Origin of the sequence: Sinorhizobium sp. BJ1, assembly GCF_002531555.1 — a bacterium.
Lineage (GTDB): Bacteria > Pseudomonadota > Alphaproteobacteria > Rhizobiales > Rhizobiaceae > Sinorhizobium > Sinorhizobium fredii_B.
On sequence record NZ_NWTH01000010.1, the window covers coordinates 104,444 to 118,409 of the forward strand.

Below are 13,966 nucleotides of genomic sequence, written 5' to 3' on the forward strand. Positions count from 1 at the left end.
ATTGCCTATTCCTGTCGCGGTGACGGGATCGTGATCATAGGCGCGGTTTGAGACGCGTCTGCGCTAACCGACGGAATCGCGCTTGGTGGAATCGCTGGAGTTCAGGATTGCCCTGATGTCGCGCAGCGGCGGGTGGCCGAAAGCGCGGCGATACTCGCGGCTGAACTGTGTCGGGCTCTCATAGCCGACGCGCAGCGCCGCCGTCGCCGCGTCGAGCGATTGCGACAGCATCAGTTCCCGTGCGTGGTGCAGGCGGAGGTGCTTCTGGAACTGCAGCGGGCTCATGGCGGTCATGGCGCGGAAATGGTGGTGCAACGTCGAGACCCCCATATTGGCGATCTCCGCCAGTTCTTCGACGCGCAGCGGCTGGGTGTAGTTCTCTTTCAGCCATGCGATTGCTCGGGCGACACGGTTGCTGTTGGTGCCGGCCAGCGCGAAGCGTCTGAGTCGCGCGCCCTGCTCGCCGGTGAGCAGCCGATAGAGGATTTCATTGTGAATGTGACTTGCCAGGAACGGTATGTCGGCCGGCGCATTTGCAAGCGAAATCAGTCTCAGAAAAGCGTCGAACAGTGCGGGTGTCGCGGCGCCGACGGCGACGCCGACGAGGTCGCGTTCGGGCGCCTCCGTCGGATGCAGGTCGTGGTCGGCGATGATCCGCCGCAGCCTCTCGAGATCGAGCCGGAGCGAAGCTGCCACATAGGGCTCGTCCAGGCTCGCCTCGCAGATCTGGCCGGTCGCCGGCAGTCCGAGGGCCGTCAGGAAAAAGCAGGAGTCGTCGTAGACGAGCGTCTGATTACCGACATGGACGCGTTTGCTCCCCTTGATGATCAAGGACAGGCTAGGCTCATAGACGGCGGAAAAAGGGCCGGCCGGCTCGACGACACGGTAAAGGGAAAGCTCCGGGACGGTGTGGCTGTAGCGCAGACCGTCCCACTGCAGCTGCGCGAGTTCGTCAAGGATACGCGCACGAAGCGGCGCGGTCTCCTCGCGTAGGCGCTGTCGCTCAATGATGGCCTTGGCCTCGCTCATGGGCATGGCTGTCGCCGCTCCGCCGGTAGATGTCAAATCATCTGTTTATCACATTCTTTTGAAGCGTGCAGGATTAGGCAAGAAATCGCAACTGCGGCGCTAGGGATGCCGTTGCTGATATACTCATTGACTCATCATACCAGTTCGTCTATCGCTTCCGTTATCGACATGCGGGAGATGCAGATGACTTCGATTGCCCTATTGGGCGCCGGTGGAAAGATGGGCTGCCGGCTCGCCAAGAACCTCAAAGACTCGCACTTCGACGTTCGCCACGTCGAGGTTAGCGAGACCGGCAAAGCGCGGCTGGTAAAGGAACTCGGACTCGAGACGGTCTCGATCGACACCGCACTCGACGGGGCCGAGGTCGTCATCCTTGCGGTGCCGGATACGGCGATCGGCAAGGTAGCGGCCGGCATTGTCGACAAGCTGCAGCCCGGCACGATGATGATCGTCCTTGATGCCGCCGCACCCTTTGCCGGTCATCTGCCGCGGCGCGACGACCTGACCTATTTCGTCACGCATCCCTGCCATCCGCCGATCTTCAACGACGAGACGGAGCTTGCCGCGCGCAAGGATCATTTCGGCGGCGTCGCCGCCAAGCAGCACATCGTCTCCGCGCTGATGCAGGGGCCGGAGGCGGACTACGCCAAAGGCGAGGAGATCGCCAAGATCATCTGGGCGCCGGTCATGCGTTCGCATCGGGTCACCGTCGAGCAGATGGCCTTGCTCGAGCCCGGCCTGTCGGAGACGGTCTGCGCATCGCTGCTCGTCGTCATGCGCGAGGCCATGGACGAATGCGTCGCCCGCGGCGTGCCGAAAGAGGCGGCCCGCGACTTCCTGCTCGGCCACATGAACGTGCTCGGCGCCGTGATCTTCGAAGAGGTCGAGGGCGTCTTCTCGGATGCCTGCAACAAGGCGATCGAGTTCGGCAAGCCGATGCTGATGCGCGACGACTGGAAGCGCGTCTTCGAGCCGCAGGAGATCGCCGACAGCATCCGACGCATCACCTGATCGCGCGTGAGACACCGGGGCCATGGGGCGGCGCCGGTCATTTTTCAACCTGGGAGGAGAGAACCGATGAAACTGACACGCAGAATGACCGTGGCCGCCTTTGCCGCATTCCTGGCGGCGGGCTCCGCTATTCCCGCTTACGCGGCGGACTTGATTGCGATCATCACGCCGTCGCATGACAACCCGTTCTTCAAGGCCGAGGCGGTCGGGGCTGAGGCGAAGGCCAAGGAACTCGGCTACGAGACGCTCGTCCTCGTGCATGACGACGACGCCAACAAGCAATCGCAACTGGTCGACACCGCGATCGGCCGCGGCGCCAAGGCGATCATCCTCGACAATGCCGGCTCGGAAGCCTCGATCGCCGCCGTGCAGAAGGCGAAGGACGCCGGCGTGCCGTCCTTCCTGATCGACCGGGAAATCAACGCCACCGGCGTCGCCGTCTCGCAGATCGTCTCCAACAACTACCAGGGTGCCCAACTCGGCGCCGAGGAATTCGTCCGACTGATGGGCGAGTCCGGCAACTATGTCGAACTGCTCGGCCGCGAAGCCGATCTCAACGCCGGCATCCGCTCCAAGGGCTATCACGACGTCATCGACGAATATCCAGAGATGAAGATGGTGGCGCAGCAGTCGGCGAACTGGAGCCAGACCGAGGGCTACAGCAAGATGGAAACCATCCTGCAGGCCAATCCTGACATCAAGGGCGTCATCTCCGGCAACGACACGATGGCCATGGGCGCGATCGCCGCGCTGCAGGCCGCCGGCCGCAAGGACATCATCGTCGTCGGCTTCGACGGTTCCAACGACGTGCGCGACTCGATCAAGTCCGGCGGCATCAAGGCGACCGTGCTCCAGCCGGCCTATGCCCAAGCGCAGATGGCGGTCCAGCAGGCGCATGAGTACATCACCACCGGCAAGAAGCCGGCGGAAGAAAAGCAGCTCATGGATTGCGTGCTGATCAACAGCGAAAACGCCGACCAGCTCGAGACCTTCGCACTCACTAACTGATCGGCGTTTGGCGTGCGACGGCAGCAGCCTCGCGCGCCTGCATTCCCTATGGAGTAGGTTTCGATGCCAATTACGAGGGGCGCGTCCGTCATCGTCCTTGGGGTGGTGCTGGCGCTGGCCGGCTGCAAGTTCATCAAGACGCCAACGGCGGAGGAGGCGGCGCAATCCGCCACCGGTGGCTTCAATCCGGATCGGATGGTCGCGGAGATTTGGGACAGCAAGGTCGTGCCCTATCTCGACAGGAAGGCGGGACCGTTCTCCGAGGTCGCCTCGCTCGCCGCAAGCAATCTGGAAGCGGCCGGCGCAAAATATGGGCACAAGGAGAAGCAGGGAAGTAGCCCCTGGACCTTCGCCGCGCGCCTCTCCGGCACCATCGTCAAGGCGGAGACGAAGTCGCGCTCGGCCTATGTAGACGTCGATGCCGACGGCGACGGCAAGGCGGATGCGCGCGTCCAGATCGGTCCGGCGATCCGCGGCACGGCGATCCGCGACAGCCTCGACTTCGTGAACTTCAACGAGTTCAAGAACCAGATTGAGTGGGCACAATACGGCAAGGCCTTCAATACCCATGTGAACGGCCTGGTGCTCGAAAAGCTCTCGCGCGACCAACTCGTCGGCAAGAAGCTGGATGCGGTCGGGGCCTATCCCGCACCCGCCAAGGGGCAGTTGCCGGTCTTCGCGCCGGCGCAGTTGACGGTGGGTGGATGACCATGCGGCCGCCTGACAACGACGATTGCGTGCTGCGCCTTGAGGACGTCACCAAGGTCTATTCCGGCATCGTCGCCGTGCGCCACGCCAACCTGGCGCTGCGGCGCGGTGCCGTAAACGTCCTTGTCGGCGAGAACGGCGCCGGAAAGTCGACGCTAATGCGCATCATCGCCGGCGTCGAGAAGCCCTCGCTCGGTCGCATTCTGCTCGATGGCAAGGAGGTCAACTTCCACTCGCCGGCCGATGCCCAGCGCCACGGGATCGGCATGGTCTTCCAGGAGCTCAATCTCTTCGGCAACTTATCCGTTGCCGAAAATATTTTCGCGACACGTGAAGTGACCCGCGGCCTGCGCGGCATCGATCATCGCGCCCAGATCGACAAGGCCAACCATTTCCTCGATAGACTGAATGCCGGTATCGACGCCGAGACCCTCGTCGAGGATCTGCCGATCGGCCAGCAGCAATTGGTGGAAATCGCCAAGGCGATCTCGCTTAATACCCGCATCCTCATTCTCGACGAACCGACCTCGGCGCTTTCGGCGGCGGAAGTCGACGTGCTCTTCAGGGTCATTCGCGAATTGAAGGCACAAGGAGTGGCGATCGTCTATATCTCACATCGCCTCGAAGAGCTGATGCGGATCGGCGACTATATCACGGTGCTCCGCGACGGTCAGATCACCGGCCACGCATTGGTCAGGGACATCGATACCAAGTGGATCGTCCGCTCGATGATCGGTTCGGATGCGAAGGATTTCGCCAAGTCGCTCGAACATCGCCTCGGTGAAGAGGCTTTCCGCGCCGAAGACATCTGCCTGCCGCGGCGCACCGGCGGGCTTGCCGTCGACCACGTGTCAATCTCGCTGCGCGCCGGTGAAGTGCTTGGCATTTACGGGCTGATGGGTGCAGGACGAAGCGAGTTCTTCGAGTGCGTCATCGGCCAGCATCGCCATTCGACCGGGCGCGTCCATGTCGGCGGCGTCGAGGTTTCCGCTTGCGATACCTCCGAGCGGATCCAGCAAGGCCTGGCGATGATCCCGGAGGATCGCCAGCGCGAAGGGCTGGTGCAGGCGCTCTCGATTGCCGGCAACCTGACATTGGCGAGCCTCGAGCGCTTTCTGCGCTTCGGTTTCCATATTGTCGGCGAGAAAGAGCAGGCGGCGATCAAGGCGGCGATCCGCGACCTTTCCATCAAGGCGCCGAATCCGGATTTCGAGGTCACTTCGATGTCGGGCGGCAACCAGCAGAAGGTCGTCATTGGCAAGGCGCTGATGACCAGGCCGAAGGTGTTGTTGATGGACGAGCCGAGCCGCGGCATTGACGTCGGCGCCAAGGCCGATGTCTTCCGCACTATGCGGCGGCTCGCCGGCGAGGGGCTGGCGATCCTGTTTTCCACTTCCGACCTCGAAGAGGTGATGGCGCTCTCCGACCGCATTGCCATCATGAGCAATGGACGGCTCGTCACCGTCATCGACCGCCCGGAGGCGACGGAAGAGATGATCGTGAAGGCTTCGGCCGCAGGCCACAAGACGACAAGGGAACACGCCTGATGACGACGGCAACGACGACCCCCAACGCCGCGGATGCCCCGAACGGCTCTCTCCTGCTGACCCTGATGAAGCTCAGGACGTTCATCGCGCTCTTCGCGGTGATCGCTTTCTTCTCGGTCTTCGCGCCGAACTTCCTTTCGACCGCGAACCTCATCCTGATGTCGAAGCACGTGGCGCTCAACGCCTTCCTCGCCATGGGCATGACCTTCGTGATCATCACCGGCGGCATCGACCTCTCCGTCGGCTCGATCGTCGGGCTCTGCGGCATGGTGGCCGGCGGCCTGATCCTGAACGGCATCGATTTGCAGTTCGGCTACACGATCTATTTCAATGTCTTCGAGGTGTGTCTCATCACGCTGGCGGTCGGCATCGTGATCGGTGCGATCAACGGCCTGCTGATCACCAAGCTGAATGTCGCGCCATTCATCGCAACGCTCGGCACGCTTTATGTCGCGCGCGGTTTCGCGCTGCTGTCGTCGGACGGCCAGACCTTCCCGAACCTCGTCGGCAAGCCGGAACTGTCGACGACCGGCTTCGCCTTCCTCGGCTCCGGCCGGCTGCTCGGCCTGCCGGTGTCGATCTGGATCCTCATCGTCGTGGCGCTTGCCGCCGCCTATGTGGCGAAATGCACGCCGATCGGCCGCCATATCTTCGCGGTCGGCGGCAACGAGCGAGCCGCCCGCATGTCCGGCATCCGCGTCGATCGGGTGAAGATGTTCGTCTACATGTTCTCCGGCTTCTGCGCGGCGATCGTCGGCCTGGTCATCTCGTCGGAACTGATGGCATCGCACCCGGCGACCGGCAATTCCTTCGAGCTCAATGCCATCGCCGCCGCCGTGCTCGGAGGCACGTCGATGTCCGGCGGCCGGGGCACGATCGGCGGCACCATCATCGGCGCCTTCGTCATCGGCATACTTTCCGACGGTCTTGTCATGATGGGGATTTCGTCGTTCTGGCAGATGGTCATCAAGGGCATCGTGATTATCGTTGCGGTCGTCGTCGACCAGGCGCAACGCCGGCTGCAGCAGCAGGTGACGCTGATGCAACTCGCAAAGAAGGGTTGAGTGAATGGCAGTTCTGAAGGGTGCGCTGATTGGTTGCGGTTTTTTCGCGGTCAACCAGATGCATGGTTGGCGCGACGCTGAGGGGGCGCGCATCGTCGCCATCTGCGACCGCGATCCCACAAGGCTTCGGGCAATTGGCGACGAGTTCGGCATCACGCGACGCTACACCTCGGCCGAGGATCTGTTTGCCGATGGCGGCTTCGACTTCGTCGATATTGCGACGACCGTCAGAAGCCACCGCCCGCTCGTGGAGATGGCCGCGCGGCATGGCATTCCGACGATCTGTCAAAAGCCGATTGCGCCGACGATGGAGGACGCCAAGGCGATGGTCGCCGCCTGCGCCGCGGCGGGCGTACCGCTGATGGTGCACGAGAATTTCCGCTGGCAATCGCCGATCCGGGCCGCCAAAGCCGCGATCGACAACGGCGCGATCGGCGAGGTGTTTTGGGGCCGCGTGAGCTTCCGGTCGGCCTATGACGTCTTTTCCGGCCAGCCGTATCTGGCGACCGGCAAGCGCTTTATCATCGAGGATCTCGGCATCCACGCGCTCGATGTCGCGCGTTTTCTCTTCGGCGATGCGACGTCGGTGACCGCCCGCACGCGCCGGGTCAATCCGCATATCGTCGGCGAGGACGTTGCGACCATGATGCTCGACCATCGGGCCGGGATCACCTCGATTGTAGATTGCAGCTACGCCACCAAATTGCCGGTCGAGCCCTTCCCCGAAACCTTGCTGGAGGTGGACGGAAGCAAGGGCACGCTGCGGCTCTCGCAGGGCTACCGCCTTCACGTTCGCTCGCGGGGCGGCACGGAGATGACGGATGTCGCGCCGCGTCTTCTTCCCTGGGCATCGGCCCCCTGGCACAACATTCAGGAGAGCGTCAGCCTCATTCAGCAGCACTGGGTCGACTGTCTGCGCACCGGCCGCGAGCCGGACACCTCCGGCAGGGACAATCTCAAGACCTTCGCACTGGTAGAGGCATCCTATCGCAGCGCCGCCAAGGGCAAAACCGTCCCGGTCGAGGACTTCCTGCAATGACGGCCTCGCGCGCCTTTCTCCTCTTCGGCACCGAAGAGCAGGAGCCGGAAGCGCGCTGTCTCGAAGCAGGTCGCTTCAGCGCCGAGCTTGTCGGCGGCAATCTGCGTACGACTCGCTTTTCCGGCAAGGAGGTGCTGCGGGCGATCTCGTTTCTCGTACGCGACCGGGATTGGGGAACATGCGGGGCCGCAATCACCGATCTGACTGTCGAAGAGGAAGATGCGGCGACGATCGTCCGATACTATGTTCGCTTCCAGGCGCCCGACGGAGCGATCCTCGGCTGCCGGGCGACGATCGAAGTATTCCCCGACGCTCTCATCTTCGATGCGCGTCTCACGCCCGATCGCGATTTCGAGACGGCGCGCGCCGGCTTTGCGATTCTGCATCCCATCGTCGCTGTGGCCGGCCGGCCAATCACGGTCGAGCATGGAGACGGATCGATCGAGCGATCGGTTTTTCCCGATCTGATCGAGCCCTGGCAGCCCTTCAAGGATATCGCCGCGATCACCCATGAGGTCATGCCCGGGGTCGAGGCCGAGTGCCGCATGGCGGGCGACGTATTCGAGATGGAGGACCAGCGGAACTGGACCGACGGCTCCTACAAGACATATGTGAGGCCGCTGGCACTCCCCTGGCCCTATGTGCTGAAAGCCGGGGAAACGGTTCATCAGGCCATTCGGCTGTCGATTCGGCAGATCGGCGCGGCTACCCCGAAGGTCGAGCAAACGCCAAGCCGGATCGAAGTTTCACTGAGGCGCGATCAAGGAACACTGTCGGCAATCGGCATCGGGTTGAGACCCGACGAGGTTAGCGACGAACTGCTCGACGCAGGTCTGATCCGCGAGCTAGGTGCCGGCCATCTGATCTGCCACTTCGATCCCGATGCCGGCCATGGCGCAGCAGCGTTGAGGCACTTCCGGCAAATGGCCGATGCCTCCGGCGCGGCAGTGACGCTCGAATGCTTCGTGCCGTGCCGGCGCCCGGTGGATGAGGAACTGAGCGACATCGCCCGGATGGTGCGCGCCAGCGGCCTGAAGCTCGCAAGTCTCGCCGTGTCCCCATCGGTCGATCGCGATTCGACGCCGCCGGGCAGCGTCTGGCCGGCATGCCCGCCGCTCGAAGATGTCTATGCCGCCGCGCAAGGAGCCTTTCCGGGCGTGCCGCTCGGCGGCGGGATGTTCAGCTATTTCACCGAGCTCAACCGCAAGCGCGCGCCGGCCGATCGGCTTTCCTATGTGACTCATTGCACCAACCCGATCGTCCACGCCGCCGACGACCTGAGCGTCATGCAGACCTTCGAGGCGCTGCGGTACGTGACGCGGTCCGTCCGGGCGATCTACGGCGACAAGCCCTATCGCATCGGTCCCTCGACCATCGCCATGCGCCAGAATCCCTATGGGAGCCGGACCAAGGACAATCCGCTCGGCAAGCGCATCGCGATGGCGAACCGCGATCCGCGCCACAATGCGCTCTTCGGTGCGGCCTGGACGCTTGCCTATGCGGCGACGGTCGCGGATGCGCAGCCAGAGGTGTTGACGCTTTCGACGCTCGCCGGCCCATTCGGCCTAGTGGCCGAAATCGGCGAGCCGGTCAGAAAGGGTAATCCGAGGCCTCTGTTCCACGTCCTGCGCTGGCTTGCCGAGATTTCGGGCGGTAGACGCATCGCCGTCGACACATCCGCGCCCGATCGGGTCGTCGGACTCGGCGCGGCAAGCGGCCGCGCGACGCTCTTGTTCGCCAACCTGACGTCCGAGCCTCAGGAGTTGGTGCTCACCGAAGGCGGAGCGGACGGGTGCCGGCTCACGGAACTCGACGAGGCATGGCTTCGGGCGGGCGGGAAAACGCCGGAGGCGAGGGCGCACAAGGGCGAAAAATTCGTGCTCTCCGCCTATGCGGTCGCCCGTATCGACATCCCTTGATCTTGTGCTGATGAGGGGGCGAGGGCCGTCTCGTTCGCTACGCGCTCTGGCTCTCGACCTTGCCTTTGGGCGCATAGAGCGCTCGCGAGCGCTCGAGATGCTTGATCATCGCCTGTTCGGCTTCATCGGGATTGCCGCGCCGGATGCAGTCGATGATTTCGGCGTGTTCCGAGAGCGTCACGTTTTCCTTGCCGGTCCAGATCAGCATTTCCGTATGATACTCCTTGAGCCAGCCGAGCATGGCTTCGCTCACGGCACTGAAGATCGGATTGCCGGAAATCTGCGCGATACGGCCATGAAACGCCATGTCGGCGGCAATGAAGGCGTCGGAATCGCCGAGCGCGGCACGCTGCCGCTTCAAGGTCTCCTCGAGCGCGGCGACGTCGGCGGGCGATCCGCGGCTTGCCGCCTCGCGCACCATGCCGCGTTCGAAGAAAATGCGCGCGTTTTTCAGGTGTTCAAGCGAATCCGAAGACGCCGAAAGCATGATCTTGGCGGCGACGTCCATTTGTTTCAGCAGCGATTGCGCCGTCGGCTGCAGCACCTTGGCACGCTCGCCGTGCGAAATCTCAATCAGTCCCATATTGGCGAGCGCCTGCATCGCTTCACGGATGGCGGGGCGGCCGACCTGGAAACGCTCCATCAGCATCCGTTCCGATGGCATCTCGTCGCCAGGCTGCAAGTCGCCGGTCTCGATCAGCGCCTTCAGCCGGGCGAAGACCTCGTCAGAGAGCTTTCTGCGAACGATCGGTTCGGATTGAATCGCCATGTGAACTCCACCGTTATTGTCGCTTATCCTTCTTTATGCACGTTTGCCGTGGCGAGGAAATCTCACCTTGCCGGATAACTCACGTGATTTCTCTTGCGTAGCTCAGGTACTCATTATACCAGTGGGGGCGAGCGAGGCTACTTATTTCACGAAGAGCGAAGTGCCGTGATCCGCATCACCTACCGCATCGAGACCCCGGGCGACGTTGTGGCGCTGGCGGCCAAGATCGCCAGCGATCAGTCGACCGGAACCTTTGTGCCGGTCCCCGGCGAAACCGAGGAATTGAAGGCGCGCGTCGCGGCCCGGGTCGTCGCAATAAGAAATCTGGAGCCGACCGACCGCCCCTCCTGGCCCGAGGAGGCGGGCGAGGCGAAACGCTTCAACCGGGCCGACGCTGATATCGAATTTCCGCTCGATGCGGTCGGTACGGATCTCGCCGCACTGATGACCATCGCCATCGGAGGGGTCTATTCGATCAAGGGGATGACGGGCGTTCGGGTGGTCGATATGAAGTTGCCGCCGGAATTTGGCGCCGCCCATCCCGGGCCGCAGTTCGGCGTCGCCGGGAGCCGCCAGCTGACCGGTGTCGAAGAGGGCCCGATCATTGGCACAATCGTCAAGCCCGCCTTGGGCTTGAGGCCGGAGGAGACGGGTGAACTGGTGGGTGAACTGCTCTCCTCCGGCGTCGATTTCATCAAGGACGACGAGAAGCTGATGAGCCCGGTCTATTCGCCGCTGAAGGAGCGCATCGCCGCGATCATGCCGAGGATCCTCGACCACGAGCAGAAGACCGGCAAGAAGGTGATGTATGCCTTCGGCATCTCCCATACCGACCTCGACGAGATGATGCGCAACCACGATCACGTCGTTCAGGCGGGTGGCAATGCGGGGGTCGTCAACATCAATTCGATCGGAATGGGGGGTCTTGCCTTCCTACGCAAGCGCTCGGGGATCGTGCTCCACGCGCACCGGAACGGCTGGGATATCCTGACCCGCCACGGCGGTCTCGGAATGGAATTCTCCGTCTGGCAGCAGTTCTGGCGGCTGATCGGCGTGGACCAGTTCCAGATCAACGGCATCCGCGTCAAATATTGGGAACCGGACGAGAGCTTCGTGAAATCCTTCAAGGCGGTCAGCACGCCGCTCTTTTCCGAACGCGATTGCCCGCTGCCTGTGGTCGGCTCCGGCCAATGGGGCGGGCAGGCGCCCGAGACCTATGCCCGGACCGGCGGCTCGACCGATCTGCTTTATCTCTGCGGCGGCGGCATCGTCAGCCATCCGGGCGGCGCTGGCGCCGGGGTCAGGGCGGTTCGTCATGCCTGGGAGGCGGCGGTCGCCGGTATTCCGCTTGCCGATTATGCCAAGGATCATCCGGAACTCGCCCAGTCCCTGGTGAAATTCGCCGACGGCAAGGGCACCTGACCCACTCAAGTTGAGCCATGGAAGGCCGCGCATGCAGACACCATTGCTGAGTTACTACGGCGACGACCTCACCGGCTCGACCGACGTCATGGAGGCGCTCTCCTCGCACGGCGTCGAAACGGCCCTTTTCCTCAAAATTCCGGAGGCGGCGCTGCTTGAACGCTTCGCCCATTGCCGCGCCTTCGGTCTTTCCGGCACGAGCCGTAGCCAGACACCGGACTGGATGGCGGAACATCTCCCCGCTGCCTTTGTCTGGCTGAAATCGTTGGGGGCTGAGATCGCCCATTACAAGGTCTGTTCGACCTTCGATTCGAGCCCGACGGTCGGCAATATCGGCAAGGCGATCGAGATCGGTCGGGAGGTGTTCGGCAAGGCGCCGGTGCCGCTGGTGCTCGGCGCGCCGCAAATTCGCCGTTACACGGCCTTCGGCAATCTCTTCGCCGCCTTTCGCGGCGAGACCTACCGGATCGACCGCCATCCGGTGATGAGCCGGCATCCGGTGACGCCGATGGACGAGGCAGACGTCCGCCTGCACCTGTCGCGGCAGACGTCGTTGAAGACGGGGCTGGTCGATATCGCCCAACTCGCCTCGGGTGAAGCCGACGCGGTCACCGATTTCGCCTTCGCCGAGGGAAGTGACATCGTTCTCCTCGACGTCGCGGGGGCGGAGAGTCAGGCCGCCGTCGGGCGGCAGCTTTGGCGCAAGCGTATGTCCGGCGGTCAGTTTGCCTGTGGTTCCTCCGGCCTCGAATATGCGCTCGTGCGCGAATGGCGCCGGCTTGGCCTGCTCGGCGAAGCGCCCGCCTTCACGGCGCCCGGACCGGTCGAGCGGATCGCCGTCGTTTCCGGCAGCGTCTCGCCGACCACCGAACGGCAAATCCGCCACGCCCTCCAAAACGGTTTTGAGGGGATCGGGGTCGATCCGGTCGCGCTTGCCGCCGCGGAGGGCGGTGCCGCGCTCGAGAATGCGATTGCGCGGGGCCTTGCGGTTCTTGCGGAGGGGCGGAGCGTCATCCTCTATACGGCGCTTGGCCCTTCGAGCGACCGCGGCAATGCGATTCGCCTGGAGGACGGGTCCCGCCACCGGATCGGCGAGCGGCTCGGCCTGCTGCTCAAGGAGTTGGTGAAAAGGGCCGGCCTTCGCCGCGCCGTCATCGCCGGCGGCGACACGTCGAGCCACGCACTGAGCCAGCTTTCCGTCGACGCGCTGACCTTGCGGCTGCCGCTGCCGCAATCGCCGGGATCGCCGCTTTGCACCGCCCATAGCGCCGACCCGCTGATCGACGGCATGCACGTGGCGCTGAAAGGCGGCCAGGTCGGCCTGGACGATTACTTCGCGATGATCCGCGACGGGCGACCAGCCGCGTAGGACCTATTCGCACCGAGAGGCGCCCGCCGCGCAGTCTGCGACCTTGTCATCACGAAAGCACATGGTCTCATCACTTCGTTTCATGGGTCGGGCAGCCATTCGGCCTTGACAGCCAGCCGCTTCGACTTACAAATCTAGTTGTCAGACATCTTACATAAACGGGAACTGTCCGCTGACGGATTTGAACAGGAGGATTGCGTGAGGAGACTGTTTGCAAAGCTGGCCATCGGCGCTGCCGCACTGGCGTTCGTGACCGCCGCACAGGCGGGCGAAACGCTCGACCGGGTCATGGACAAGAAGGCCATGGTCGTTGCCACCAATAGCGGCTGGCCGCCCCAGAGCTATCTCGACGACAACAACGAGATGGTCGGCTTCGACATTGACGTTTCGAAGGAGATCGCCAAGCGGCTCGGCGTCGAAGTCAGCTTCGAGACTCCCGACTGGGCGACGCTGACCGGCGGCCGCTGGCAGGGGCGCTACGATCTCGGCGTCGGTTCCGTCACCCCGACCAAGGCGCGTGCGCAGGTGATCGACTTTGCCGGCATCTATTACTACAGCCCCTATGTCTATGTCCTTCACAAGGACAGCCAGGCGAAGTCCGTCACTGATCTGAACGGCAAGATCATCGGCGTGGAGACCGCCACGACCTCCGAGGACTTCATTCGTCGCCAGCTCGAGATCGACGCGCCCGGCCTTTCGCCGGTCGAATACAAGCTCGAGCCCGGCGAAATCCGCACCTTCGCCGATTCCATGCTTCCCTTCGACGATCTGCGCCTTGGCAACGGCGTACGGCTTGACGCCGTCATCGCGCCGGAACAAACCGCCATGAACGCCATCAAGAATGGTTACCCGCTCCGGGTTCTCGACGGCGAATACGCCTTCAAGGAGCCGCTGGTCGTGATTGCCGAAAAGGTCGATCCGGACTGGACGAAGAAGGTCGGCGATATCATCGCCGAGATGAAAAAGGACGGTACGCTCGCGACGCTGACCACCAAGTGGTACGGCAAGGACTATAGCGCCGACTGATCCTTGCTGCGGGCGGCTGTGCCGCCCGCAGCCTTGTCATGCGTCGATCTCTGCG

The 13,966-nt window shown here is 63.4% G+C and carries 12 protein-coding genes; 10 read left to right on the forward strand and 2 right to left on the reverse strand.

Going from position 1 to position 13,966, the window contains the following annotated elements; genetic code table 11:
- Positions 1 to 63 precede the first annotated feature (63 nt).
- On the reverse strand, positions 64 to 1,029 hold the full coding sequence (locus tag CO676_RS16170; protein ID WP_041415132.1) for an AraC family transcriptional regulator: 966 nt from the start codon (positions 1,027 to 1,029) through the stop codon (positions 64 to 66).
- A gap of 183 nt (positions 1,030 to 1,212) precedes the next feature.
- Between CO676_RS16170 and CO676_RS16175 the strand changes: the two genes are divergently transcribed.
- The 7 genes from CO676_RS16175 to CO676_RS16205 all read left to right on the forward strand — a co-directional run bounded on the left by CO676_RS16175 (position 1,213) and on the right by CO676_RS16205 (position 9,325).
- Positions 1,213 to 2,040, forward strand: a complete 828-nt coding sequence (locus CO676_RS16175; protein WP_097521810.1) for a phosphogluconate dehydrogenase C-terminal domain-containing protein — start codon at positions 1,213 to 1,215, stop codon at positions 2,038 to 2,040.
- Between the two features lie 66 nt (positions 2,041 to 2,106).
- Entirely contained in the window at positions 2,107 to 3,048 is a 942-nt protein-coding gene (locus CO676_RS16180; protein WP_014763055.1) for a D-ribose ABC transporter substrate-binding protein, read from the forward strand.
- A gap of 63 nt (positions 3,049 to 3,111) precedes the next feature.
- The gene (locus CO676_RS16185) at positions 3,112 to 3,756 is read left to right on the forward strand and encodes a DUF2291 family protein (protein ID WP_097521811.1); all 645 of its coding nucleotides are present in this window, start codon (positions 3,112 to 3,114) and stop codon (positions 3,754 to 3,756) included.
- The gene (locus CO676_RS16190) at positions 3,753 to 5,303 is read left to right on the forward strand and encodes a sugar ABC transporter ATP-binding protein (RefSeq protein ID WP_097521812.1); all 1,551 of its coding nucleotides are present in this window, start codon (positions 3,753 to 3,755) and stop codon (positions 5,301 to 5,303) included. Before CO676_RS16185 ends, CO676_RS16190 begins: the two co-directional genes overlap by 4 nt.
- On the forward strand, positions 5,303 to 6,367 hold the full coding sequence (locus tag CO676_RS16195) for an ABC transporter permease (RefSeq protein ID WP_097521813.1): 1,065 nt from the start codon (positions 5,303 to 5,305) through the stop codon (positions 6,365 to 6,367). The genes CO676_RS16190 and CO676_RS16195 overlap by 1 nt, the downstream gene beginning before the upstream one ends.
- Before the next feature lie 4 nt (positions 6,368 to 6,371).
- The gene (locus CO676_RS16200) at positions 6,372 to 7,406 is read left to right on the forward strand and encodes a Gfo/Idh/MocA family oxidoreductase (protein ID WP_097521814.1); all 1,035 of its coding nucleotides are present in this window, start codon (positions 6,372 to 6,374) and stop codon (positions 7,404 to 7,406) included.
- Positions 7,403 to 9,325 carry a hypothetical protein gene (locus tag CO676_RS16205; protein ID WP_097521815.1) on the forward strand — a complete coding sequence of 641 codons (1,923 nt, stop codon included), beginning with the start codon at positions 7,403 to 7,405 and terminating at the stop codon, positions 9,323 to 9,325. The genes CO676_RS16200 and CO676_RS16205 overlap by 4 nt, the downstream gene beginning before the upstream one ends.
- A gap of 37 nt (positions 9,326 to 9,362) precedes the next feature.
- Here CO676_RS16205 and CO676_RS16210 read toward each other — a convergent pair whose 3' ends face one another.
- Positions 9,363 to 10,094: a transcriptional regulator NanR gene (locus CO676_RS16210; protein WP_097521816.1), complete on the reverse strand. Its 732-nt coding sequence runs from the start codon at positions 10,092 to 10,094 to the stop codon at positions 9,363 to 9,365.
- Positions 10,095 to 10,259: 165 nt separating this feature from the next.
- Between CO676_RS16210 and oiaX the strand changes: the two genes are divergently transcribed.
- The 3 genes from oiaX to CO676_RS16225 all read left to right on the forward strand — a co-directional run bounded on the left by oiaX (position 10,260) and on the right by CO676_RS16225 (position 13,911).
- Positions 10,260 to 11,516 (forward strand): 3-oxo-isoapionate-4-phosphate decarboxylase OiaX, encoded by a 1,257-nt coding sequence (oiaX, locus tag CO676_RS16215; RefSeq protein ID WP_097521817.1) that lies wholly within the window; start codon positions 10,260 to 10,262, stop codon positions 11,514 to 11,516.
- A 31-nt stretch (positions 11,517 to 11,547) separates the two neighbouring features.
- The gene (locus tag CO676_RS16220; RefSeq protein ID WP_097521818.1) at positions 11,548 to 12,885 is read left to right on the forward strand and encodes a four-carbon acid sugar kinase family protein; all 1,338 of its coding nucleotides are present in this window, start codon (positions 11,548 to 11,550) and stop codon (positions 12,883 to 12,885) included.
- Between the two features lie 198 nt (positions 12,886 to 13,083).
- The gene (locus CO676_RS16225; RefSeq protein ID WP_014763064.1) at positions 13,084 to 13,911 is read left to right on the forward strand and encodes a transporter substrate-binding domain-containing protein; all 828 of its coding nucleotides are present in this window, start codon (positions 13,084 to 13,086) and stop codon (positions 13,909 to 13,911) included.
- Positions 13,912 to 13,966 lie beyond the last annotated feature (55 nt).

Excerpts from the sequence above, each read along its gene's own strand:
- CO676_RS16170 (WP_041415132.1), bottom strand. The coding sequence starts at position 1,029 with ATGAGCGAGGCCAAGGCCATCATTGAGCGACAGCGCCTACGCGAGGAG.
- CO676_RS16175 (WP_097521810.1), top strand. The coding sequence starts at position 1,213 with ATGACTTCGATTGCCCTATTGGGCGCCGGTGGAAAGATGGGCTGCCGG.
- CO676_RS16180 (WP_014763055.1), top strand. The coding sequence starts at position 2,107 with ATGAAACTGACACGCAGAATGACCGTGGCCGCCTTTGCCGCATTCCTG.
- CO676_RS16185 (WP_097521811.1), top strand. The coding sequence starts at position 3,112 with ATGCCAATTACGAGGGGCGCGTCCGTCATCGTCCTTGGGGTGGTGCTG.
- CO676_RS16190 (WP_097521812.1), top strand. The coding sequence starts at position 3,753 with ATGACCATGCGGCCGCCTGACAACGACGATTGCGTGCTGCGCCTTGAG.
- CO676_RS16195 (WP_097521813.1), top strand. The coding sequence starts at position 5,303 with ATGACGACGGCAACGACGACCCCCAACGCCGCGGATGCCCCGAACGGC.
- CO676_RS16200 (WP_097521814.1), top strand. The coding sequence starts at position 6,372 with ATGGCAGTTCTGAAGGGTGCGCTGATTGGTTGCGGTTTTTTCGCGGTC.
- CO676_RS16205 (WP_097521815.1), top strand. The coding sequence starts at position 7,403 with ATGACGGCCTCGCGCGCCTTTCTCCTCTTCGGCACCGAAGAGCAGGAG.
- CO676_RS16210 (WP_097521816.1), bottom strand. The coding sequence starts at position 10,094 with ATGGCGATTCAATCCGAACCGATCGTTCGCAGAAAGCTCTCTGACGAG.
- CO676_RS16220 (WP_097521818.1), top strand. The coding sequence starts at position 11,548 with ATGCAGACACCATTGCTGAGTTACTACGGCGACGACCTCACCGGCTCG.